The organism is Stenotrophomonas sp. GL_111 (genome assembly GCF_057835245.1).
Window position 1 is genome coordinate 2,511,330 of record NZ_CM174421.1, and the last position, 20,553, is coordinate 2,531,882.

Sequence of the window (20,553 nt, forward strand, 5' to 3'; positions counted from 1 at the left end):
CGGGGGCTTATGGCGTACGCCGCAGCGCCTGGAGCCTGGCCGCGAACCAGACCGCGGCGGTCTGCTCGGGCTGGCCCGGGCAGGCAATCCGGTAGGCCTTGCCGCTCATGCTGCTCTGGCTGGCGGCCCGCTCGATGAACTGCTCGGCGGTGTCCACCTTGTCTTTTTTCAGCAGGTAATCGTATTTGCGCTGCAGGTGTGCGCGCGCCTCGGCGGCATCGTGCCAGCTGCCGTTGCGCTGGAAACGGCAGTGGGAGCCGTCCAGTGCGCCGATCAGCCCGGCGATCTCACGGCGCGCGGTGTCGCTGGGTGCGGCACTGGCAGCGGTGGCGCAAAGCAGGCCTGCGGCCACGCCGAGCATACGGAGATTGTTCATGACGATCGTTCCTTCAACCAATCGGTGATGGTACCCGGCACCTCGCGCTGCGCCCGCCCGGACACATAGATGCCGATGTGACCGCCGCGGAAACTGCTTTCGGTGTAGTCCGCACTGCCGATCCGGCCGCGCATCGCGCGTGACGCATCCGGCGGCACCAGGTGGTCCTGTTCGGCGTAGATGTTCAGCACCGGCAGGGTCACCTGCTTGAGGTCCACGGTGGCCTCGCCGATGCGCACACCGTCGCGCATCAACCCGTTGCCCTGGTAGAACTGCTTGATGAAATCGCGGAACGTCTCGCCGGCCAGGTCGGGCGAGTCGAAGATCCACTTTTCCATGCGCAGGAAATCTTCCAGCGCTGCCTTGTCATCGAGAATGTCGAGCAGGCCCACGTACTTCTGCACGTTCAAGCGGAACGGCTTGAGCATCAGGTAGCTGGCATTCATCAGGTCCGCCGGGATGTTGCCCAGCGTATCCACCAGCAGGTCGACATCAACCCGCTGCGCCCAGTGCGACAGCATGTTGTCGGGCGTCTGGAAATCGACCGGCGTGACCATGGTGATCAGGTTGGCCAGGTGGTGCTGGCGCAACGCGGCATAGCACAGCGCGAACACACCGCCCTGGCAGATGCCGAGCATGTTGATCGGTGCACCGCCGTTGCCTGCACGCAGGTGCTCCACCGCGCCGTCGACGAAGCGCAGCAGGTAGTCCTCCAGGGTCTGGTAGCGCTCGGAGCGGTCCGGATAGCCCCAGTCCAGCACATACACGTCGTGACCCAGCGCGAGCAGGCGCTGCACCAGCGAGCGGTCGGCCTGCAGGTCGACCATGTACGGGCGGTTGACCAGCGCGTAGACGATCAGCAGCGGGGTGCGCTGCACCGGTGCCTGCGCGCCGATGAAGCGGTACAACACCACTTTGCCGTCGCGCCACACTTCCTCGCGCGCGGTGACGCCATAGTCCACGTCATCCACCAAAGGCAGCAGCTTCAGCCCGTCCAGCAGCTTGCGCTGCATCGCCAGGGTTTCCTGCAGCAGGTCTTCGGCGTTGAAGCCCAGCGGGCCTTTCATGGGCGGGGCTTTCCGGGCTTGGCGGCGCGGGGCTTGGCCGCGGCAGGCTTGGCGGCGTTGCGTGCCGCAGCAGGCGTGCTGTCGGACTTGGGCTTCGGCGTGGGCTTCGGCGTGGCGCGCTTGGCCGGCTTGGGCTTGGGCTCGGCCGGCGCAGGGGTCGGCTGCACCGCGGCCACCATCCGTCGCACCAGCCGTTCCAGTTCGGTGATCCGCCGGTGTGCGGCGTCCATTTCGGTGCGGGTGGGCATGCCGATCGCTTCGCAGACACGCTCGATCTCCTGCTGGATCGCCGCGCGCAGGCGCATCTGGGCATTGCCCAATGCCGCGTAGACCTGCTGGAACGCATCGGACAGGGCGACCTTGGCGTAGGCCTCCTCGGCCGCCTCGATCCACAGGTCAAACATCGCCCGCGCACTGGTCAGCTGGTTGCCCGGCTGCTCGTGCTCGGCCAGGCGCTGCTCGAACAGGGTGAACGCATCGTCCAGCGCCTGCTTGATCTGGTCCACGTACCCGCGCGAATGTTCCTGGAACTCCTGCTGGGCGCGCAGCAGCGCCTGCCAGCGTGCCTGGTGCTCGCGGCCCGGGCCGAACGCCGGGCTCTCCAGCCACGGGCCGAGGCTGTGTTGCAGGCTTTCCAGCAGCTTCAGCAGGTCCGGGCCGCCGGCCTGGGTGTGGCCGCGTGCGCCCTGCAGCATCCACTGCAACAGGCCACCGCCCTGCCCTTCCACCGCCGCCCGCCAGGCCTGGGCCACATCAGCACTGCTGGCATCGCGGCCGGCGAACTGCGCGGCCACCTGCTGCATGGTGCCGTACCAGCCACCGGCCTGTTCGCGAAAGCGGCGCACGGCATCATCGGCCGGGCTGCTGCCAGCATTGGGCAACTGCTGCGCCCACCAGTCGAGGGCCTGCTGCCAGTCGCCCTGCCCGGCACCGGGCTGACCCGGCGCGGCCCCGGCATGTCGCAGGGCGTCGCCCCAGGCACTGAAGTACTGGCGCGACAACGCTTCGAAGTCGCCTGCATTGCTGCCACTGCCGGCGGTACTCATGCGCGTGTTCCGGGGACGGACGTAAGGGACATGGACGGCTGCACGCTCACGGCTTGGGGATACGCAGGGTCTTGCTGATCATCAGCGAGCCCGACGCGGCGAACAGCAGCACCATCGGGTGCAGCTGCCACGGGCCGAGCTGCCACTGGCCCAGCCACAGGTCCTGGCCGATCGCGCCCAGGCTGGCCGCCACCGCCAGCACCACCACCAGCGCCAGGCTGGTGGGGATCGGCGTGCCTTCGAAATACGGCACCTTGTCGCCATCGCCGGCCAGGGACTCGGCGGTGACGTTGTAGCGCGCCAGCCGGCTGACCCCGCAGCACACGAAGTAGCTCAGCACCAGCCAGTCCCAGCCGCCCTGCATGCCGCAGGCGTAGGCCAGCGCGGCCGGGGCCACGCCGAAGGAAATGATGTCCGACAGCGAATCCAGCTCACGGCCCAGGGTGGAACTGGATTTGCGCCAGCGCGCGATGCGCCCGTCGAGCGCATCGAAGATGAAAGCCAGCGGGATCAGCGCCATGCCGAACAGCAGGTAGCTGCGCTCGCCATCCTGCAGGAAGCGCATGGCGGCGAACACCGCGCCGGTGCCGCAGAACGCGTTGGCCAGGGTGAACCAGTCCGCCAGGTGGAACTCGCGCAGCATCGAGAAATGACGTTTCATGGAAGATCTATAGACGGCAGTAGCAAGAGAGTACCGCGAGCGGCCCGAACCGCGACAGACTGCCGGGCTTGCGCCACCCGCAGGATGGCGCCATCGACCGGTGCCGCTAGCACGACCGGCCTGCGACAGCATTCGCACCGGCTTCACGCGCCGACGACCAGCGGTGAATTTTTGGCCACCCATCTTGACAGCGAGGGTGGGCGGGGGCTGCCGGGGCTTATCCACAAAGTTGCGCACCAGTCATCCACACCCCCTGTGGACAACTCAGTCTCAATAGACGCGACGCTGGTGATTAATTGATCACCGAATATGATTTGGACGGCCCAAGGCAGATTCGACCTGCGGATTTTTGCGCTACGCTGGTCAGTGGACTCCGCCGCCGCCAGGTCCTGCCCGCCCCGCGACAGGAGTCCTGCGTGCTGTCCCCCGAACACCTGGCCGCGCAACTGCGGCACCCTCATGGCGAACACGCTTTAGCGGTCGCCGAATCGATGAACCGCAGCAACGGCGCGCTCAATCACGCCGCGATCGCGTTGCTGGCGGTTGCCGCCCACCAACGCGTGCTGGAGATCGGCCCCGGCAATGCGGCGTTCGCTGCCGACCTGCTGCGCGCCCCCGGCAGCCGCTATCTGGGCGTGGACGTCTCAGCCGACATGGTCGATGCCGCGCAGGCGCGCCTGGCCGCGGCCGGGCTGGCGTCGCGCGCCAGCGTGCAGCTCGGCGATGCGCAGGCCCTGGACCTGCCCGATGCCTGCGTGGACGCGGTGCTGGCGGTCAACACGCTGTACTTCTGGCCGGACCTGCGCACGCCACTGACCGAGCTGGCCCGCGTGCTGCGCCCGGGCGGGCGGCTGTGTCTGGCCTTCGGCGATGCCGCCTTCATGCGCAGCCTGCCCTTCACCGCGCACCACTTCCACCTGTACGACCTGGCCGAAGTGGAACAGGCGCTGCGTGTCAGCGGGTTGCAGGTGTGCGGCTGGCGCAGCCACCGCGAGATGGGAACCAGCAACGATGGCCGCGCGGTGGAAAAGCACTTCCACCTGCTGCTCGCGCGCCGGTAATCCCCGCCGCTGGCCGGCATTACAGCCGGGTAAAGCTCCAGGACTGCATCGCGCCATCACGGTAAGGCATCACCCCGTGGAAGGCGCGCGGGTCATCCCCGAACACCAGCGGCAGGAAACTGCGGTCGCCTTCCCACAGCGGCAGGGTGTCAATCTTGTCCAGATCCACCCACTCCAGCGTGCCCTCCGGGTTGGAGGTCAGTGGTGTGCCGGTGAAGTCATCAATGACGAACACGAATCCGAACCAGTCCTCGCCGTTCTTGCCGAACCCGGGCCAGCTGATGGTGCCGCGCAGGCGCATGGCGCCGCACTCGATCCCGGCTTCCTCGCGGATCTCGCGGCGCATGCAGGCGGCGGCATCCTCGTCACGCTCCATCTTGCCGCCCAGGCCGTTGTACTTGCCCAGGTGCAGGTCACCCGGGCGGGCGTTGCGGTGGATCATCAATGCTTGCTTGCCGTCCGGCGACAGCACGTAGCCCAGGGTGGCCACGATCGGGGTATAGGGCATGACGCACAGGCTCACGGAACACAAACCGCGATTATGCGCGATCCGCGCGGCCCGGTTGGGCCGGGCTCAACCGGTGACGCTGCTGCGGTGGGTATCGGCCGGGGCCGGCAGCGCATCGCCATCGCGGCGCAGCGTGGCCACGCCATGGCCACGCTCGGCCAGGTATTCCAGCCATTTGCCGAGAAAGGTGTTCATCCGCATGCGGTGGCTGATCAGCTCGGCCGGCGGCGGGTACATGCCCACCACGTCCTGCCAGCGACGGCCCACATAGCAGTGGGTGGTTTCGGCCTGGCGCGCATCGCGGTACAGGCGCACGTAGGCCGAGGGATCGGGCTGGCCGGTAACCGGGTCGGCAAAGGTGTAGGTCAGGCGCAGCTCCACCGTGTAGCGGTGGCACTCGATCACGTCCAGGCGCACGTCCAGCCCATCGCCGATCGAGGACACATAGCTGCCGGCGACCAGCTCGGCCGGCGCGAACAGCCGCACCAGGTGCTGGTAGTTTTCGGCATACAGCCCCATCAGCCAGCTCAGGCGGCTGAGCCGGGGGATGCGTTCGATGCGGGGCGAGGCCTGGGACATGGGTCGATCCTACACGTTGATCCTCCAACGTGGGGGCGGTCCGCCCCCGGCCAAAGGGGCACGCCCCTCAATACATTTCGCGCTGCAGCCCCAGCGTGCCCAGCACCTTGCTGGAGATTTCCTCGATCGAGGTATGGGTGGTGCTCAGGGTCGGGATGCGCTCCATGCGGAACATGGTCTCGGCCGCGGCCACTTCCCGCCGGCAGGTCTCCAGGTTGGCGTAGCGCGAGTTCGGACGGCGCTCCTGGCGGATCTGCTGCAGCCGGTCCGGGTCGATGGTCAGCCCGAACAGCTTCTTGCGGTACGGGCGCAGCCGGGGCGGCAGGCGGTCCTGCTCCAGGTCCTCGTCGGTCAACGGGTAGTTGGCCGCCCGCACCCCGTAATGCAGGGCCAGGTAGATGCAGGTGGGGGTCTTGCCGGCCCGCGACACCGCTACCAGGATCACGTCGGCATCGTCGTAGTTGATGGCGATGCCGTCGTCATGGGTCAGCGCGAAGTTCATCGCGTTGATGCGCCGGTGGTAGGTCTCGAAGTCGACCATGCCGTGCGCCTGGCCCACCCGGGAATGCCGGTCGACCGCCAGTTCGCGCTCCAGCGGCTCGATGAAGGGGGCGAACACGTCCAGCATCAGCCCGCCGCTTTCGGCCAGGATCACGCTCAGCCCGCTGTCCACGCAGGAGCTGACCACGATCGGCCGGACCTGGTAGCGCTCCCCCGCCGCCCGGATCCTTTCACAGGCCTCGCGCGCCTTTTCGGGGTCATCGACGAAGGACATGCGGTCGGTAATGAAGCTGAACCCGGAGAACTGGGTCAACAGGCTATGCCCAATGGTTTCAGCGGTGATACCGGTTCCATCGGACACGTAGAACACCGGACGGATCGTCGACATGCGCCTTTTAACCCCTCTGAAGCTTAAAAAGGCCGTCGATACAAGCTTGTGCCGACGGCGGTCTGCCCGGCATCATATCGGCTTCTTCCTACGGACGTGGCCATCCAAGCCCGCCTCGGGCGATGGCCAAACGGAGCATCGCGCTTGAACGAGAATATCCTGTGGTTGCACGAACTGCGCCTGGCCGACCTGGCCCGCGTAGGCGGCAAGAATTCGTCGCTGGGCGAAATGATCGGCAACCTCGCCGGTCTTGGCGTCTCTGTCCCCGGCGGTTATGCAACCACCTCTGAAGCCTTCAAGGACTTCATCGCGCATAACGACCTGTCCAAGCGCATCTTCGACAAGCTGGCCACGCTGGACGTGGAAGACGTGGCCGCCCTGACCGTTGCCGGCAAGGAGATCCGCGGCTGGGTCATCGATGCCCCGCTGCACGCGCAGCTGGACCAGGACATCCGTAGCGCCTACGCCAAGCTGAGCAGCGAGAACGGCGGCGGCGACGTGGCCGTGGCCGTGCGCTCCTCGGCCACCGCCGAAGACCTGCCCGATGCCTCCTTCGCCGGCCAGCAGGAAACCTTCCTCAACGTCACCGGTGCCGACGATGTCGTGCACAAGGTCAAGGAAGTGTTCGCCTCGCTGTACAACGACCGCGCCATCGCCTACCGCGTCCACCACGGCTTCAAGCACGAGGACGTGTTCCTGTCGGCCGGCGTGCAGCTGATGGTGCGCTCGGGCGTGGGTTCCTCCGGCGTGCTGTTCACCCTGGACACCGAGTCCGGCTTCCGCGACGTGGTGTTCGTCACCTCTTCGTTCGGCCTGGGCGAGATGGTCGTGCAGGGTGCGGTCAACCCGGACGAGTTCTACGTCTACAAGCCCACCCTGAGCGCCGGCAAGCCGGCGATCCTGCGCCGTTCGCTGGGCAGCAAGGCGATCCGCATGGTGTATTCGGATGTGCCCGGTGAGCGTGTGCGCATCGAAGACACCCCGGCCGACCTGCGCAACACCTTCTCCATCAGCGATGAGGACGTGCAGGAACTGTCCAAGCAGGCGCTGGTGATCGAAAAGCATTACGGCCGCCCGATGGATATCGAGTGGGCCAAGGACGGGGTCAGCGGCAAGCTGTTCATCGTGCAGGCGCGCCCGGAAACGGTGAAGTCGCGTGGCCATGCCACCCAGATCGAACGCTTCGCGCTGAATGAAAAGAACGGCAAGGTGCTGGCCGAAGGCCGCGCCGTAGGTGCCAAGATCGGCGCCGGTACCGCACGCGTGGTGCGCACCCTGGAAGACATGGCCCGCGTGCAGCCCGGCGACGTGCTGATTGCCGACATGACCGATCCCGATTGGGAACCCGTGATGAAGCGCGCCTCGGCGATCGTCACCAACCGCGGTGGCCGTACCTGCCACGCGGCGATCATCGCCCGCGAGCTGGGCGTGCCGGCCGTGGTCGGTTCGGGCAATGCCACCCACCTCATCCAGGACGGCCAGCAGGTCACCGTCAGCTGCGCCGAGGGTGACACCGGCTTCATCTACGACGGCATCCTGGCCTTCGAGCGCACCACCACCGATCTGGGCAACATGCCGCCGGCGCCGTTGAAGATCATGATGAACGTGGCCAACCCGGAACGTGCCTTCGACTTCGGCCAGCTGCCGAACGCCGGCATCGGCCTGGCCCGTCTGGAAATGATCATCGCCAGCCACATCGGCATCCATCCCAACGCGCTGCTGGAATACGACCGCCAGGATGCAGCCACCAAGAAGAAGATCGACGAGAAGATCGCCGGTTACGCCGATCCGGTCAGCTTCTATGTGGGCCGCCTGGCTGAAGGCATCGCCACGCTGACCGCCTCGGTCGCGCCGCACCCGGTGATCGTGCGCCTGTCGGACTTCAAGTCCAACGAGTACGCCAACCTGATCGGCGGCAACAACTACGAGCCGCACGAAGAGAACCCGATGATCGGCTTCCGCGGCGCCAGCCGTTACGTCGACCCGAGCTTCTCGGCCGCCTTCGCGCTGGAATGCCAGGCCGTGCTGCGCGTGCGCAATGAAATGGGCCTGGACAACCTGTGGGTCATGATCCCGTTCGTACGCACCCTGGAAGAAGGCCGCAAGGTCGTCGAGGTGCTCGAACAGAATGGCCTCAAGCAGGGCGAGAACGGCCTGAAGATCATCATGATGTGCGAAGTGCCGTCCAACGCACTGCTCGCCGATGAGTTCCTGGAGATCTTCGACGGCTTCTCGATCGGTTCCAACGACCTGACCCAGCTGACCCTGGGCCTGGACCGCGATTCGTCGATCGTGGCGCACCTGTTCGACGAACGGAACCCGGCGGTGAAGAAGCTGCTGTCGATGGCGATCAAGTCCGCACGCGCCAAGGGCAAGTACGTCGGCATCTGCGGTCAGGGCCCGTCGGATCACCCGGATCTGGCCGAATGGCTGATGCAGGAAGGCATCGAGTCGGTGTCGCTGAACCCGGACACCGTGGTCGACACCTGGCTGCGCCTGGCCAAGCTCAAGGCCAACGGGTGATCGGCGCACGCTGACATCGCGTTCATCGCTGCCGGTCTAGACTGGCAGCGTTCGACAGACCCCGCTCATGCGGGGTTTGTCGTTTCTGGCGTTCGCTGCGCCGCATTCTCCGCTCTACAGGATCACCCCATGTCTGCCACCGCCCCCGCCGCTGCTCCCGCCTCTTCCACCTGGCTGCAGTCACTGGACTGGCAACGCCTGCTGGAAACCTACGGCGTGCCGCTGCTGTCGGCGGTGGTGGTGCTGTTGATCGGCATGTGGGTGGCGCGCCGCCTGTCCAACATCCTGCCGCGCGCCACCGCGCGGGTCGGGGTGGACCCGATGCTGGGCAGCTTCCTGCGCAATGTGGTGTACGCCACCGCGCTGGTGATCGTGGTGGTGCTGGCAATCGCCACCCTCGGCGTGCCGGTCTCGCCGCTGCTGGCGGTCTTGGGCACCGCCGGCCTGGCCGTGGGCCTGGCGCTGAAGGATTCGCTGTCCAACATCGCCTCCGGGGTGATGCTGGTGACCCTGCGCCCGTTCCGGGTTGGTGACGTGGTCACCGTGGCCGGCCAGACCGGCACCGTGCGTGAAGTGCGCATTTTCCAGACCGTGCTGACCGGCGCGGACAACCAGCACACCACCATTCCCAACACCCTGATCACCGCCGCCCCGATCATCAACCTCACCGCCGAGCCCACCCGCCGCGTCGAGCTGGTGATCGGCATCGGCTACGAAGACGACATCCAGCTGGCCCGCGATACTGCACTGGGGTTGATGCAGGCCGAGCCGCGCGTGCTGGCCAGCCCCGCCCCGGACGTGGTGGTGTACGAACTGGGCGCACACTCGATCAACCTAGGCATCCGCTGCCACGTCAAGGCGGCCGACTGGTTCGGCACCAAGGTCACCCTGCTCGAGCAGCTCAAGCTCGGCTATGACAAGGCCGGCATCAACATTCCGTATCCGCAGCAGGACATGCACCTGTACCTGCACAACAAGGACGGCAGCACGCTCGGTGCCGACGCCCTGGTGCGCGACAAGGCCTAGCGTTACGCCTCGGCGGCTTCTTCCAGCACGGGGTAGTCGGTGAACCCGGCCGCATCGCCACCGAAGAAGGTTGCCTTGTCCGGCGCATTCAACGCCGCACCGCTGCGCAGCCGCGCCGGCAGGTCCGGGTTGGCGATGAACGGCCGGCCGAACCCGATCAGGTCGGCCCAGCCTTTGGCCAGCGCCTCCTCGGCACGCTCCACGGTGTACTTGCCGGCGTAGATCAGGGTGCCGCGATAGAGTAGGCGCAGCGCCTCCTTGAACGCCACCGGCATCACCGGCGCATCGTCCCAGTCGGCCTCGGCGATGTGCAGGTAGCCCACGCCGATGCTGTCCAGCAGGTGCGCCGCGGCCAGGTAGGTCGCCTGCGGGGTGTCATCCACCGCGCCCTGCAGCGTGGTCAGCGGTGCCAGCCGCACACCGACACGCTCGGCCCCGATGGCCGCGGCCACCGCCTCGGTCACCTCGCGCAGGAAACGCAGCCGGTTCTGCAGCGCGCCACCGTAGCCATCGGTGCGCACGTTGGCCTGCGAATCGATGAACTGGTTGATCAGGTACCCGTTGGCGCCGTGCAGTTCGACGCCATCGAAACCGGCGGCGATCGCGTTGCGCGCGGCCTGCGCGTAGTCCTCGATGATCGCCGGGATTTCGTCCAGCGTGAGCGCACGCGGCATCGAGTGCTGCAGCATTTCGCCCACACCCGCCTGCGGCCCCCTGCCCTGCGCATCGACGAACACCTTCACGCCGTCGGCCTGCAACGCCGAGGACGACACCGGTGCGGCGCCGCCGGGCTGCAGCGCCACGTGGGACACGCGGCCGACATGCCACAGCTGCGCGAAGATGCGCCCACCGGCGGCATGCACCGCATCGGTGACGCCGCGCCAGCCGGCGATCTGCGCGTCATCGTGGATACCCGGGGTCCAGGCATAGCCCTGGCCCTGCGGGCTGATCTGGGTGCCCTCGGCGACGATCAGGCCGGCCGAGGCGCGCTGGGCGTAGTACTGCGCCATCCGTGGCGTGGCGACGTTGCCATCGGCCGCCCGCGAGCGGGTCATCGGCGGCATCACGATACGGTTGGGCAGGCGCAGGGCGCCGAGGCGATACGGGGAAAACAACATGATTCAGTCCTTGCGGGGGAAACGGGCGTCGATCGAAGACGGGGGCGGCAGCAGCGCGTCGAGGTCGACGCCGCTCGCCAGTGCGTGGTTGCCGGCATCGCCGGGGTGCAGGCGGTCGCCGGAGTCGTAGGCGGCCAGCAGGCGCTGCGGATGCGCCGGATCGCGCAGCAGCGCGTCGGCATCGAGCACTGCATCGAAGGCGCCGCCGTGCCGTATCCACTGGTTGAGCTGCAGGCGCAGCACTTCCTTCTCCGGCTGGTAGTAGTTGTCCAGCGGCGTGCCCGGCAGCGCGCCCTCGAACGGGGTCAGGGTCGCGCCGACCACGCGTACGCCGCTGCGGTGGGCCTGGGCGATCAGCTGCTGGTAGCCGGCGACCATCGCCGCCAGCGTCGGGCGCGGCTGCGCGGGTGCGAAGGCGGTGCCCGGCCAGGCGATATCGTTGATGCCCACCAGCACGATCACGCTGCGCACGCCCGGTTGCCCCAGGACATCGCGCTGCAGCCGCGCCAGCGCGCTGTCGCCCATGCCTGCGCTGAGCAGGCGGCCACCGGAAATGCCGGCGTTGATCACCGCCACCCCGCGCGGTGCCAGCCGCTCGGCCAGCAGGTCCGGCCAGCGCTGGTCGCGGTCGAGGCTGGCGGTGGCGCCATCGCTGATCGAATCGCCGATCACCGCCACGGCCTCGGCCGGACCGGTCGCCGCCACCTCGATGCCGCTCAGCAGCGGACGCGCCGTGGTGGTCAGGCTGCCGGGGGCATCGCGGTCCAGCGCCAGCGCGCCGGTCTGGTCGCCCGCGCTGATCCAGCCGGTCTGCCGGCCATCCCAATGGAAGGTGGTCAGTGCGGTTGCCTCAGGCAGATACAGGCTGACGGTGACCTTGGCCAGGGCCGGCACCGCCAGTACCACCGGATCACTGACCAGGCTGGCACCGGCGCCGATCGCCGCCTGCGGCTGATTGGCGAAGCGCAGCTCGCGCAGGCTGCCGGCCACCAGCGTGTCGCCCTCGCCGGTCACTGCCACGGTGGCCCGGCCGATCTGCACCGGCACGTCGCCATAGGCGTTGCTGAGCACGATCCGCAGCTGCCCACCGCCCACGCTCAGCCGCGCCACCTGGCGCACGCTCTGCCCGTGCAGCTGCGCCGGTACGTTGCTGGGGAACAGGAAGGCCGCGTCCCACACCGGCTGCGGGCTGGCCGTCCAGCTCGCGACCCAGGCAACGGGGGCGGCAGCGGCGGACGCCAGCGGCGCGACCAGCAGGGTGGCAGCGACCAGCGCGGCGGCGACAACGGGGTGGCGGACGGTCATGGGCGGAATTCATCGGCAATCGAGGATTGAATGATGAGTTCAAGGACCATCGTGGACTAGACTGCCCTCCGGAAAAACATTTGTGCCCCGAACTCAACAAAGGAGCCCCCATGGCCCGTCTCGACGTCAACCGCGCCGGCGAACTGGAAGTGTTTGCCCGGGTCATCGAGCTCGGCGGCTTCTCTGCCGCTGCCCGCGCCTGCGGAATGACCCCCTCGGCGGTCAGCAAGCTGGTCGCCCGCCTGGAGCAGCGGCTGGGCACGCGGCTGGTCAACCGCTCCACCCGCCAGTTGCAGCTCACCGCCGAAGGCTGCGCGTTCTACGAGCGCGGCGTGCGCATCCTGGCCGACCTGGACGAGGCAGAGCGCTGTGCCAGCGTGCACGACACCCCGCGCGGGCGGGTCCGGATCAACGCCAACGTGCCCTTCGGCCACCACTTCCTGCTTCCGCTGGCACCGGGCTTCCTGGCCCACTATCCGGACGTCAGCCTGGACATCACCCTCAGCGATGAGGTGATCGACCTGCTGGAACAGCGCACCGATGTTGCCGTTCGCGCCGGTCCGCTGAAGGACTCGCGGCTGGTCGCACGCCGGCTCGGCCAGACCCGGCTGGTGGTGGTGGCCTCACCGGTCTACCTGGAGCAGCATGGCCTGCCGACCCATCCCGATGACCTGGCCCGGCACAACCTGCTCAACACCCAGCACCTGCGGGCGCGGCCGGGCTGGCCGCTGCGGCGTGGCGATGACGAGCGCATTGTCATTCCCAATGGCAACGCGCAGGCCAGCGATGGCGAGGCGTTGCATCGGCTGGCGCTGGCCGGGCTGGGCCTGACCCGGCTGGCCGCCTTCCAGGCGCGCGAGGACATCGCTGCCGGGCGGCTGGTTCCGGTGCTGGAGGACTGGAACCCCGGCGATATCGAAGAGATCCATGCCGTGTTCGTCGGCCAGGGCGGCCATCTGCCCCTGCGGGTGCGCGCCCTGCTCGACTACCTGGCCGAACACGTGCGCATCACCCCCGCGGACTAGCGCTCTTCGGCCAGCAGCGCATAGGCCGCACGTACCGTCTCGAAGCCGTAGGTGCGCTCCAGTCGGCGCACGATGAAGTGGCCGCGCGCCATGTCCTGGTAGTAGTCGGTGAACATCGTATTGAGCGTGGCCCCGGTGACCGCGCCGATCACCGGCACGGCCTGCGCGGCGAACTTTTCGGTGATCACCACGCCGAAGCGCGCGGCCACCTTCTCGGCGATCTTGGCCAGCCACTTGCCGGCTTCCTTGGGCGACAACCCGATCATCATCCCGCCACCGCCCGCCGCCCGCCCGGCCAGCTCGGCCGACAGATGGCGCATCACCTCGGCGGTGAACCCGCGGGTGAGGTAGTAGCCGGTTTCGCTGGCGTCGTCCTTGCTGGAATTGCCACCCAGCGCGAACACCTCCAGGCAGGCATGCCGGGTGCTCATCTCGCGCAGGTCGAACCCCTCGCTGCGGGCCACATCGGCCACCGCGCGCATCATGATCGTGGTCGAGAGCGGCAGTTCCACAAACAGCGCGGTGAACCCGAACGCGCCGCCCACCGCACCGGAGGTGGCTGCGGCCAGTTTGTGCCAGCGCGTGGACGCGGCCTTGCCCGGTGCGTTGTCCATGCTCCACAACGCGGCCTGCGCGGCTTTGAACAAGGCCGCCTCGACCGCCCCATGGATGCGTTTGGAGACCACCTGCGGCAGCTTGTTCACCGCAAACTCCAGCGGCGCGCCCACCATCCCGGCCATCTTGGCGGTCAGCGTCGGCGACTCCAGCAACGCCACCGCGCGTTGCAGGTCCTGCCAGTCCTGGGACGTCGGCAGGATATGGGTTTCCAGCGGCGGTGGCGTGCTGCGGGCGATCTCGTTCATGGCCGCGATCATAGCGCCGCCTGGTTGAACGGAATGTGCGTTTCGCGCCCGGCGTGGGTCAGGCCGGCAGGCCCGACAGCGCGCCCATGAACTGGCGGTAATGGCGCAGCTCGGCGATCGAATCATGCACGTCGCTCAGCGCGGTATGGCTGGCGGTCTTGCCGACCGCGGCGGCCACGGCCGGCGCCCAACGCTTGGCCAGTTCCTTGACCGTGGACACGTCCAGGTTGCGGTAGTGGAAGTACTTCTCCAGGCGCGGCATTTCGCGGTGCAGGAAACGGCGGTCCTGGCAGATCGAGTTGCCGCACATCGGGGAAGCGCCGGCCTTGATCCACTGCGCCAGGAAGTTCACCGTCTGCGCCTCGGCCTGGCCGAGCGTGACCTGGCTGTCGACCACACGCTGCCACAGGCCCGAACGGCGATGCTGGGTACGGTTCCATTCGTCCATCGCTTCCAGGCGTTCCACCGGGTGATGGATGGCGAACTCGGGGCCTTCGGCCAGCACATTCAACTGCGCGTCGGTGACCACGGTGGCGATCTCGATGATCGCATCGTTGTCGGTATCCAGACCGGTCATTTCCAGGTCGATCCAGATCAGTCGTTCGCCTTCTGCGCCGTTGTCGGCCATGTCGTCGCCTTGTGCAGGGGTTGCCGCCGCAGCGCCAACCGGGTGTGGAAAGGTCGCCATGATACCGCCATCACGTCATCGTCCTGTCGCGGAACCGTGCAGGACGCGCGCGGCTATTCGAGCAGCAATGGCGGCTTGCCGCGCTTGGCGCGGAAATAGTTGGTCAGGCGCGTGCTCGCCGCCTTGGCCAGCACCCCGGCGTGCACTTCCACGCGGTGGTTGTGGCGCGGGTCACCGACCAGGTCGAACACGCTGCCGCAGGCGCCGGTCTTGGGATCGCTGGCGGCGTACACCAACCGTGCCACGCGTGCGTGCACCAGCGCCATCGCGCACATCGCGCACGGCTCCAAGGTCACGTACAGCGTGCTGCCGAGCAGCCGATGGTTGCTGATCGCGCGGCCGGCCTGGCGCATCGCCACGATCTCGGCATGCGCGCTGGGGTCGTGGTCGGCAATGTTGAGGTTCCAGCCCTCGCCCAGCACCGTGCCCTCGGCGCTGACCAGCACCGCGCCCACCGGGATTTCGTTGAACTCGCGCTCGGCGCGCGCGGCCAGGGCCAGCGCGTGCTGCATCCAGTGCTCATCGTGGTCGTGCACCGGCACGCCCAGCGGCGGCGGCGGTGGCAGCCGTTCAACCATGGCCGTTGGCCTTGCGCACGAACGCCTCGAACGCGGCCAGGGTGGCCTCGCTGACATGGTGCTCGATACCCTCGGCATCACGACGCGCCGAATCCGCGTCCACCCCCAGCGCGAGCAGGAAGCGTTCCACGGTCTGGTGACGCGCGCGCATCTCCACCGCCAGCTGCTCACCGGCCGGGGTCAGGAACACCCCGCGGTAGGGCCGCTGGATCGCCCAGCCTTCCTTGACCAGGCGCTTGAGCGCCTTGGCCACGGTCGGCTGCGCCACCCCCAGCCGGGTCGCGATATCGACCTGGCGGGCCTCGCGGCCATCGGCGATCAGGTCGGCGATCAGCTCCACGTAATCCTCCACCAGCTCCGAACGGCGCGCCTCGCGCACCTGCACGAACCCTTCGACATGCACCTGGGCGTCGATCAACGGGGCGGCGGGTTTACGGGGCGAAACGGTCATGCGGGCTCCAACAGGCGGCCGCTGGCGAAGGCTGCGGCAGGCCTAGAGTTTACCCCAGCGGCCTGAAATCGCGGTGGCGCGGCCACTGCGCGATAATCGCCGGCCCTGTTCACCCACGAACCGCCCATGTCCGACCTGTCCCCGTTGCCCGAGATCGCCCCTGGCCACTACCGCCACTTCAAGGGCGGCAACTACGAAGTCCTGGGCGTGGTCCGCCACAGCGAATCCCTGGAGCCGATGGTGCTGTACCGCCCGCTCGATGCGGATGTGGGCAGCTGGGTGCGCCCGTATGCGATGTTCATCGCCCAGGTCGAGGTCGACGGCCAGCTGCAGCCGCGCTTCGCACGCATCGACTGACTAGTCCGGCAGCACGCTCAGCGCTTCGATGCGCAATGCGCTGTCGCGCAGCGCCGAGGGTGTCGGCGCACTGGCGGCAATCCGGCGCGCCTGTTCGGCCACGGCCTGCAAGGCGGCACGGAGGGTCAGCGCGGCCTGCGGCGCGGTGGCAGCCGGGGTCTCTTCCAGCTCCAGCTGCGCACCGACCCAGGCGGCCATCAGTTCAACGCAGGCGATGGTCACCGCATCCAGCTGCGAGGGGTTCGGGTCCAGCGCGCACAGCGTGCCGAACAGACTGCCATCACGGCGCCGCAGCGGCACCGACAGGTAGCTTTCGAACCCGTACATCGCCGGCACCGGATGGGTCGAGAACACCGGATGGGTACTGGCCTGATCGAACTGCACCGTCTGCCCGTGCTGGCGGATCTCGTCACAGATCGTTTGTTCCAGCACCAGGTCCTGGCCCGGCATCAGCCCGAAACCGAGCAGGTCGTGGACCGCGCAGGCGGTCCAGCGTTCGGCATTGACCCGCGCCACCGCCACGAACCGCATGCCGATCAGGGTGCTGGTCAGTGCCAGCAGCCCGGGCAGTGCGGGCAAGGCCAGCAGCGCGGCGACGTCGGCCACGCGTGGATCGCGCGAGACCTCGATCGGCGCAGGCAGCGGAGCTGGCCCGAGCGCATCATGATCGGGGTCCTGCAAGGCCAGCAGCCGGCGGTCCAGCGCCTTGGCGGTGACCTGGTCGAACAGCGCCCGCACCGAGGCCGACAACTCGCGCGCATCCTGGATGTCGCCGACGAAGTGGATCCCCTCGCCTACCAGCCGTAGCTGCTCTACCCCATGGTCCAAGCGCAACGATGGCCAGGCGAGGCGGTCGAGCATGCGCATCCAGTCCTCGGCCGGTGCCGCATCGAGCAAGGCACTGACGATCACCCGCGCGGGGGTCGGCCCGTCCTGCAGGCCCGGCAGATCAAACCCGATGACGGTGGGAAACCCAGAACCTGTGTGCATCGCATTCCCTGGCAGCACCCCGGCATCCCGGGCCTGCGACGTCGTGCGCACCCCAGTGGCGGCATCGTGGGGAATTGTCGCATGAAGCGTCGAGACCGGGCCGGCGCTCGGTCCATCACCGGCCCTGTCGGCCGGTGATGAAAAACCGCCCGGTCAGGGCGTCGCACCAACACTCTGCACGGCGGCTGCATCGGCGCGCACGTACGGATCGCGCCCGGCATCGGCGAACGCACCGCAGGCGCGGTCGCCCGGCGCCACCGGATCGCACGGCCACAGGTTGCGCGGCACGCTTTCACGCGTGTCGAAACGCTCGCCGTTCCAGACCAGGAACGCCATGTGCGCGCGCGCGCCATCACCGTAGCCGCGCGGTTCGGCACCCTCAGTGGCCTGCTCGAACTGCACGTACCAGCGCATTGCCGGCCCGAACTGCAGCTTGCTGTGATCCAGCTTCACCCGGCCATTGCGGGCGTCATAGCGCTTCTTCTCGGCCTCGCCCAGCGGCGGACGCATCGGCATCACCTCGGCGGTGATGTCCACCGGCGCAGCGCCGGCACGCACGCGATAGACGCGCTCCTGCACCAGCCCCTCGCGGCAACTGCCCGCCGCCAGACGGACCGGCTCGGTCACTTCGCCTTCGCGCAGACGGCCATCCACACACTCGAACGGCGCCGCAACCAGATACACCGTGCTGGACGGGTCGGCACCTTCAAACGAGCGCACCCAGATATCGCCCTGCAGCGCCAGGAAGTCCGGGCGTGCGCCCTGCCCCGGCACCGCCTTGAACCAGGCGCGTTGCGCCACCTGACGCTCCCGCCACGCCCGCGGCAGATGAATCTGCTGTTCGGGAATGGCCACCAGCACTGCCGCCAGATGCGCCGGCATCGTACCTTGGCAGGCACCGATCAGCAGTTCGCCCTGGGTGGCCAGACGCGCGGCCAGATCGTTCGGGCAACGTGCGCCCAGCTGGCGCTCGATCGCGTTGTTGTCGTTGACCAGCGTGGGGGCGATGGGGGCTGCCGGCGCTGCCATTGGAACCGGCGCTGGCATGGCAGGTGTCGACGTCGGCGCTACTGATGCTGCCACCGGCGCTGGATCGGGTGCTGGCGCAGGGACGGGCGAGGTGGGCGCTGGTGCCGGCGCGACGGTCTGCGCCAGCGGAGATTCTGCTTCTGCGACCCTGGTCTCCGCTACTGTCGGCGCTGCGCCTGCTTCGACAGGCGCGGCCGCCGGCAGCACGGACGACGACGCAGCCATCGGAGCGATCTCATCAGCAATGGGCGTGGATGCCGCGATGGTGGCGGGCGCTGCCATGGAGACCGGCACTGCCACATCCGCCACTGTGGAGGTTGCGGCAGGCGCATCATCCGGCACGGGCTGCTGGATACCTGAGGAAGCAGGCTCGGAGGCCGCGTCGACAGGTGCTGCAACCGGCTCCGCGTCTGCGGCGGGCATCGACTCCGGCACCGCCTCCGCCGAAGGTGCTACTGCGGCCGGCGCAGGAAGCGGCGCTGCCATGGGCGGCACCGCTTCAGCAACACCTTCCGCGGCGGCTTCCACTGCCGCAGAGGCTTCGACCAAGGGTGAATCGGCAGCCGCTTCGGCCGGTGCAGCGGCGCTGTCGCGCGGCGTCTGTGCAGAGGATTCATCCGAACCCGCCGTCTCGTCGATGGACACCGCCGGCCCCGGCTGCTCGTCCTGTGCTACCGGCGGGGCTGTCTGCGCAAGCGCAGCAAATGCCGTCAATGCCAATGGCAGCACCAGCAGCAGCGACATCGGCGTTGCCAGCACCTTGCGGGCGGCACGCTGCCGTGGAAACAGCTGAGCATTTCGCATCATCTCGTCCTTGAATTTGAAAGTGGAGTAACCGTACAGACGGATACAGCAACGACCTTGCGACGAAGGCACCCGCCGCGAGCATCGCCGCTGGTCCCCTACCCCCATCGACCGGCCTACCGCCGGATTCCTGACGGCGTCACCCTACACCAGACGTGAATTCCTCGTCATCGAATGGCGCGGATTATTTGAATTCCATCACAACTTTAGGGGCTGCTGCAAATATCTGGCGTCGCGGTGCAGCATGAATGTGTGCAGGCGAATGGAATCGGCGCGGATGCTGCAGTGCCACGTAGTACCTGTCATTACCCACGGAATCAGGCCGCGCACTAGCTCAGAACTTCCTGAAGTGTGGGGTTGTGCAGTCCGCATAGAACTCCTCGCAGGCACCAGCTTCATCATTTCTGCAGGACTTGAGCGCGGCACCCTTGGCTTCATTGAGCGTAGGGCCCGTCCCCAGCCCGGATTGCCCTTTGCCCGAACGCCCACTCGGAATCACCCAAGATGCGCACTGATTGAAATAGGTAAGGTCAACGACACAATCTCGAGCGCCACGTCCCGCACACTTCCCTATCGCCTCTTGCTCCGCTTCCTGTCTGGACAGCTTCGCGGTGGAGACACCCGCATCCGAGGTTCCCGGCGAGACCGCAATGGCGCCCCACGTCTTGATCCACTCACCCGTGGGCACGGGAGCTGCTGGCGTGGAAGCTCCGGTCCCGGATGAAATCGGGGCACATCCCTGAACCCCCTGCCCGCCAATCGGGTGGTAGCCGGGCGGACAATTCCCTTCCGCCCTTGCATGAAAACCTGAGCCAGAAAGCGCAACTGCCAGGAGTAGAACCCACGCTGCTCTTGAGTGCATTTCAGTTTCCCCTACAGCCGGACATCAGCCACCTCTGGATGGCCGCATGGTCCCGGCTGCCGACCGTCACCTCGCCACCTTACTGGCTGTAAGAGATACCGAGAACAACGCTTCCCTGAGGGTTGGATTGAACTCGCTGGGATCTTCATTGCCGCTCGCGGGGTAGTTCGACATCGTCTCCGCGCGCGGGTAGACCATTTCCGCGTAGTAGCGGGTGAGCGTTTCACCCTGGAGGACCTTCTCGGCCTTCATGAAGAGCAGGAACCGCGTGTCGTCCTCGGCGCCGGTCGCCTTGAGCATCGTACTCGCCCCGGTGAACTCCCAATGGCATACGCCGCGGCCGTAGTAGTCCTCATCATGCATCAGGTCCAGATAGACAGTGCCGCGAAACTCAGCGTCGGACACCTTGCTCAGCACTACCTTTTCCTGGCTGGTAATGCGACTGCCAGTGCCCGTGGCGGGCTCGATATGACCACACTGCTCTTCGTTGGTCACGTCGTACTGCGCGCCGCCTTCGACCACCGCAAAGGGGCCGGGCGCATCGTGGATCTTCAGCGTGACCTCAACCGCCTTGCGAGGGCTGGGGTTGAGCTTGGCCAGGCCGCGACCATCCTTGGCGACATCCTGCTCTGCTGAGGAAAGGGCCTGGCTCACGGCATTTTCCGTCGGACTGCAGGCGGAGACCAGCAACAGGAGGGCACTTAGCTTCAAGATCCGCTGAAGATTCGTTTCTTTTGACATTCGTAT

General features: G+C 67.5%; 22 protein-coding genes. 5 read left to right on the top strand and 17 right to left on the bottom strand.

Annotation, left to right across the window (positions count from 1 at the left end; all coding sequences use genetic code 11):
- Positions 1-7 precede the first annotated feature (7 nt).
- The 4 genes from AC3IPM_RS11235 to AC3IPM_RS11250 are packed head-to-tail and all read right to left on the bottom strand — an operon-like array spanning position 8 to position 3,150.
- Positions 8-376: a YfeK family protein gene (locus tag AC3IPM_RS11235; protein WP_489299923.1), complete on the bottom strand. Its 369-nt coding sequence runs from the start codon at positions 374-376 to the stop codon at positions 8-10.
- Positions 373-1,443, bottom strand: coding sequence for a class III poly(R)-hydroxyalkanoic acid synthase subunit PhaC (phaC, locus tag AC3IPM_RS11240; RefSeq protein WP_489299924.1), 1,071 nt, complete (start codon positions 1,441-1,443; stop codon positions 373-375). Before phaC ends, AC3IPM_RS11235 begins: the two co-directional genes overlap by 4 nt.
- The gene (phaE, locus tag AC3IPM_RS11245; protein ID WP_489299925.1) at positions 1,440-2,489 is read right to left on the bottom strand and encodes a class III poly(R)-hydroxyalkanoic acid synthase subunit PhaE; all 1,050 of its coding nucleotides are present in this window, start codon (positions 2,487-2,489) and stop codon (positions 1,440-1,442) included. Before phaE ends, phaC begins: the two co-directional genes overlap by 4 nt.
- A 46-nt stretch (positions 2,490-2,535) precedes the next feature.
- A complete protein-coding gene (locus AC3IPM_RS11250; protein WP_489299926.1) occupies positions 2,536-3,150 on the bottom strand; it encodes a CDP-alcohol phosphatidyltransferase family protein in 615 nt (204 codons plus the stop codon).
- A gap of 416 nt (positions 3,151-3,566) precedes the next feature.
- Between AC3IPM_RS11250 and AC3IPM_RS11255 the strand changes: the two genes are divergently transcribed.
- Complete coding sequence (locus AC3IPM_RS11255; RefSeq protein ID WP_489299927.1) at positions 3,567-4,211, top strand: class I SAM-dependent methyltransferase; 645 nt, start codon at positions 3,567-3,569, stop codon at positions 4,209-4,211.
- 19 nt (positions 4,212-4,230) lie between these two features.
- Here AC3IPM_RS11255 and AC3IPM_RS11260 read toward each other — a convergent pair whose 3' ends face one another.
- From AC3IPM_RS11260 to ppsR, 3 genes are all read right to left on the bottom strand, one after another.
- Positions 4,231-4,719, bottom strand: coding sequence for an NUDIX hydrolase (locus AC3IPM_RS11260; protein ID WP_489299928.1), 489 nt, complete (start codon positions 4,717-4,719; stop codon positions 4,231-4,233).
- Between the two features lie 66 nt (positions 4,720-4,785).
- The gene (locus AC3IPM_RS11265) at positions 4,786-5,298 is read right to left on the bottom strand and encodes a DUF1249 domain-containing protein (RefSeq protein ID WP_489299929.1); all 513 of its coding nucleotides are present in this window, start codon (positions 5,296-5,298) and stop codon (positions 4,786-4,788) included.
- A 67-nt stretch (positions 5,299-5,365) separates the two neighbouring features.
- A complete protein-coding gene (gene ppsR / locus AC3IPM_RS11270; RefSeq protein WP_489299930.1) occupies positions 5,366-6,187 on the bottom strand; it encodes a posphoenolpyruvate synthetase regulatory kinase/phosphorylase PpsR in 822 nt (273 codons plus the stop codon).
- A 144-nt stretch (positions 6,188-6,331) separates the two neighbouring features.
- Between ppsR and ppsA the strand changes: the two genes are divergently transcribed.
- Together ppsA and AC3IPM_RS11280 are read left to right on the top strand one after the other, a co-directional pair.
- Positions 6,332-8,710: a phosphoenolpyruvate synthase gene (gene ppsA, locus AC3IPM_RS11275; RefSeq protein ID WP_489299931.1), complete on the top strand. Its 2,379-nt coding sequence runs from the start codon at positions 6,332-6,334 to the stop codon at positions 8,708-8,710.
- Between the two features lie 129 nt (positions 8,711-8,839).
- Positions 8,840-9,736: a mechanosensitive ion channel family protein gene (locus tag AC3IPM_RS11280; protein WP_489299932.1), complete on the top strand. Its 897-nt coding sequence runs from the start codon at positions 8,840-8,842 to the stop codon at positions 9,734-9,736.
- Between the two features lie 2 nt (positions 9,737-9,738).
- Here the strand turns inward: AC3IPM_RS11280 and AC3IPM_RS11285 are convergent, their stop codons facing one another.
- Positions 9,739-10,854 carry an alkene reductase gene (locus AC3IPM_RS11285; RefSeq protein ID WP_489299933.1) on the bottom strand — a complete coding sequence of 372 codons (1,116 nt, stop codon included), beginning with the start codon at positions 10,852-10,854 and terminating at the stop codon, positions 9,739-9,741.
- Between the two features lie 3 nt (positions 10,855-10,857).
- The gene (locus AC3IPM_RS11290) at positions 10,858-12,159 is read right to left on the bottom strand and encodes an SGNH/GDSL hydrolase family protein (protein ID WP_489299934.1); all 1,302 of its coding nucleotides are present in this window, start codon (positions 12,157-12,159) and stop codon (positions 10,858-10,860) included.
- A 110-nt stretch (positions 12,160-12,269) separates the two neighbouring features.
- On the opposite strand from AC3IPM_RS11290, the gene AC3IPM_RS11295 reads away from it, so the two are divergent.
- Entirely contained in the window at positions 12,270-13,184 is a 915-nt protein-coding gene (locus tag AC3IPM_RS11295; protein WP_489299935.1) for a LysR family transcriptional regulator, read from the top strand.
- Here the strand turns inward: AC3IPM_RS11295 and AC3IPM_RS11300 are convergent.
- The 4 genes from AC3IPM_RS11300 to mntR all read right to left on the bottom strand — a co-directional run bounded on the left by AC3IPM_RS11300 (position 13,181) and on the right by mntR (position 15,764).
- The gene (locus tag AC3IPM_RS11300; RefSeq protein ID WP_489299936.1) at positions 13,181-14,047 is read right to left on the bottom strand and encodes an EcsC family protein; all 867 of its coding nucleotides are present in this window, start codon (positions 14,045-14,047) and stop codon (positions 13,181-13,183) included. The genes AC3IPM_RS11295 and AC3IPM_RS11300 overlap by 4 nt on opposite strands.
- Before the next feature lie 58 nt (positions 14,048-14,105).
- Positions 14,106-14,675: an oligoribonuclease gene (gene orn / locus AC3IPM_RS11305; RefSeq protein ID WP_489304111.1), complete on the bottom strand. Its 570-nt coding sequence runs from the start codon at positions 14,673-14,675 to the stop codon at positions 14,106-14,108.
- Between the two features lie 113 nt (positions 14,676-14,788).
- The gene (gene tadA, locus AC3IPM_RS11310; RefSeq protein WP_489299937.1) at positions 14,789-15,313 is read right to left on the bottom strand and encodes a tRNA adenosine(34) deaminase TadA; all 525 of its coding nucleotides are present in this window, start codon (positions 15,311-15,313) and stop codon (positions 14,789-14,791) included.
- Complete coding sequence (mntR, locus tag AC3IPM_RS11315; RefSeq protein ID WP_489299938.1) at positions 15,306-15,764, bottom strand: manganese-binding transcriptional regulator MntR; 459 nt, start codon at positions 15,762-15,764, stop codon at positions 15,306-15,308. The genes tadA and mntR overlap by 8 nt, the downstream gene beginning before the upstream one ends.
- A 126-nt stretch (positions 15,765-15,890) precedes the next feature.
- On the opposite strand from mntR, the gene AC3IPM_RS11320 reads away from it, so the two are divergent.
- Complete coding sequence (locus AC3IPM_RS11320) at positions 15,891-16,121, top strand: DUF1653 domain-containing protein (RefSeq protein ID WP_489299939.1); 231 nt, start codon at positions 15,891-15,893, stop codon at positions 16,119-16,121.
- On the opposite strand, the gene AC3IPM_RS11325 is transcribed toward AC3IPM_RS11320, so the two are convergent.
- From AC3IPM_RS11325 to AC3IPM_RS11340, 4 genes are all read right to left on the bottom strand, one after another.
- Complete coding sequence (locus AC3IPM_RS11325) at positions 16,122-17,111, bottom strand: GAF domain-containing protein (protein WP_489299940.1); 990 nt, start codon at positions 17,109-17,111, stop codon at positions 16,122-16,124.
- A gap of 153 nt (positions 17,112-17,264) precedes the next feature.
- Positions 17,265-19,016, bottom strand: a complete 1,752-nt coding sequence (locus tag AC3IPM_RS11330) for a hypothetical protein (protein WP_489299941.1) — start codon at positions 19,014-19,016, stop codon at positions 17,265-17,267.
- Between the two features lie 262 nt (positions 19,017-19,278).
- Positions 19,279-19,806, bottom strand: a complete 528-nt coding sequence (locus AC3IPM_RS11335) for a DUF4189 domain-containing protein (protein WP_489299942.1) — start codon at positions 19,804-19,806, stop codon at positions 19,279-19,281.
- 66 nt (positions 19,807-19,872) lie between these two features.
- Complete coding sequence (locus AC3IPM_RS11340) at positions 19,873-20,547, bottom strand: hypothetical protein (RefSeq protein ID WP_489299943.1); 675 nt, start codon at positions 20,545-20,547, stop codon at positions 19,873-19,875.
- Between the last annotated feature and the right edge of the window lie 6 nt (positions 20,548-20,553).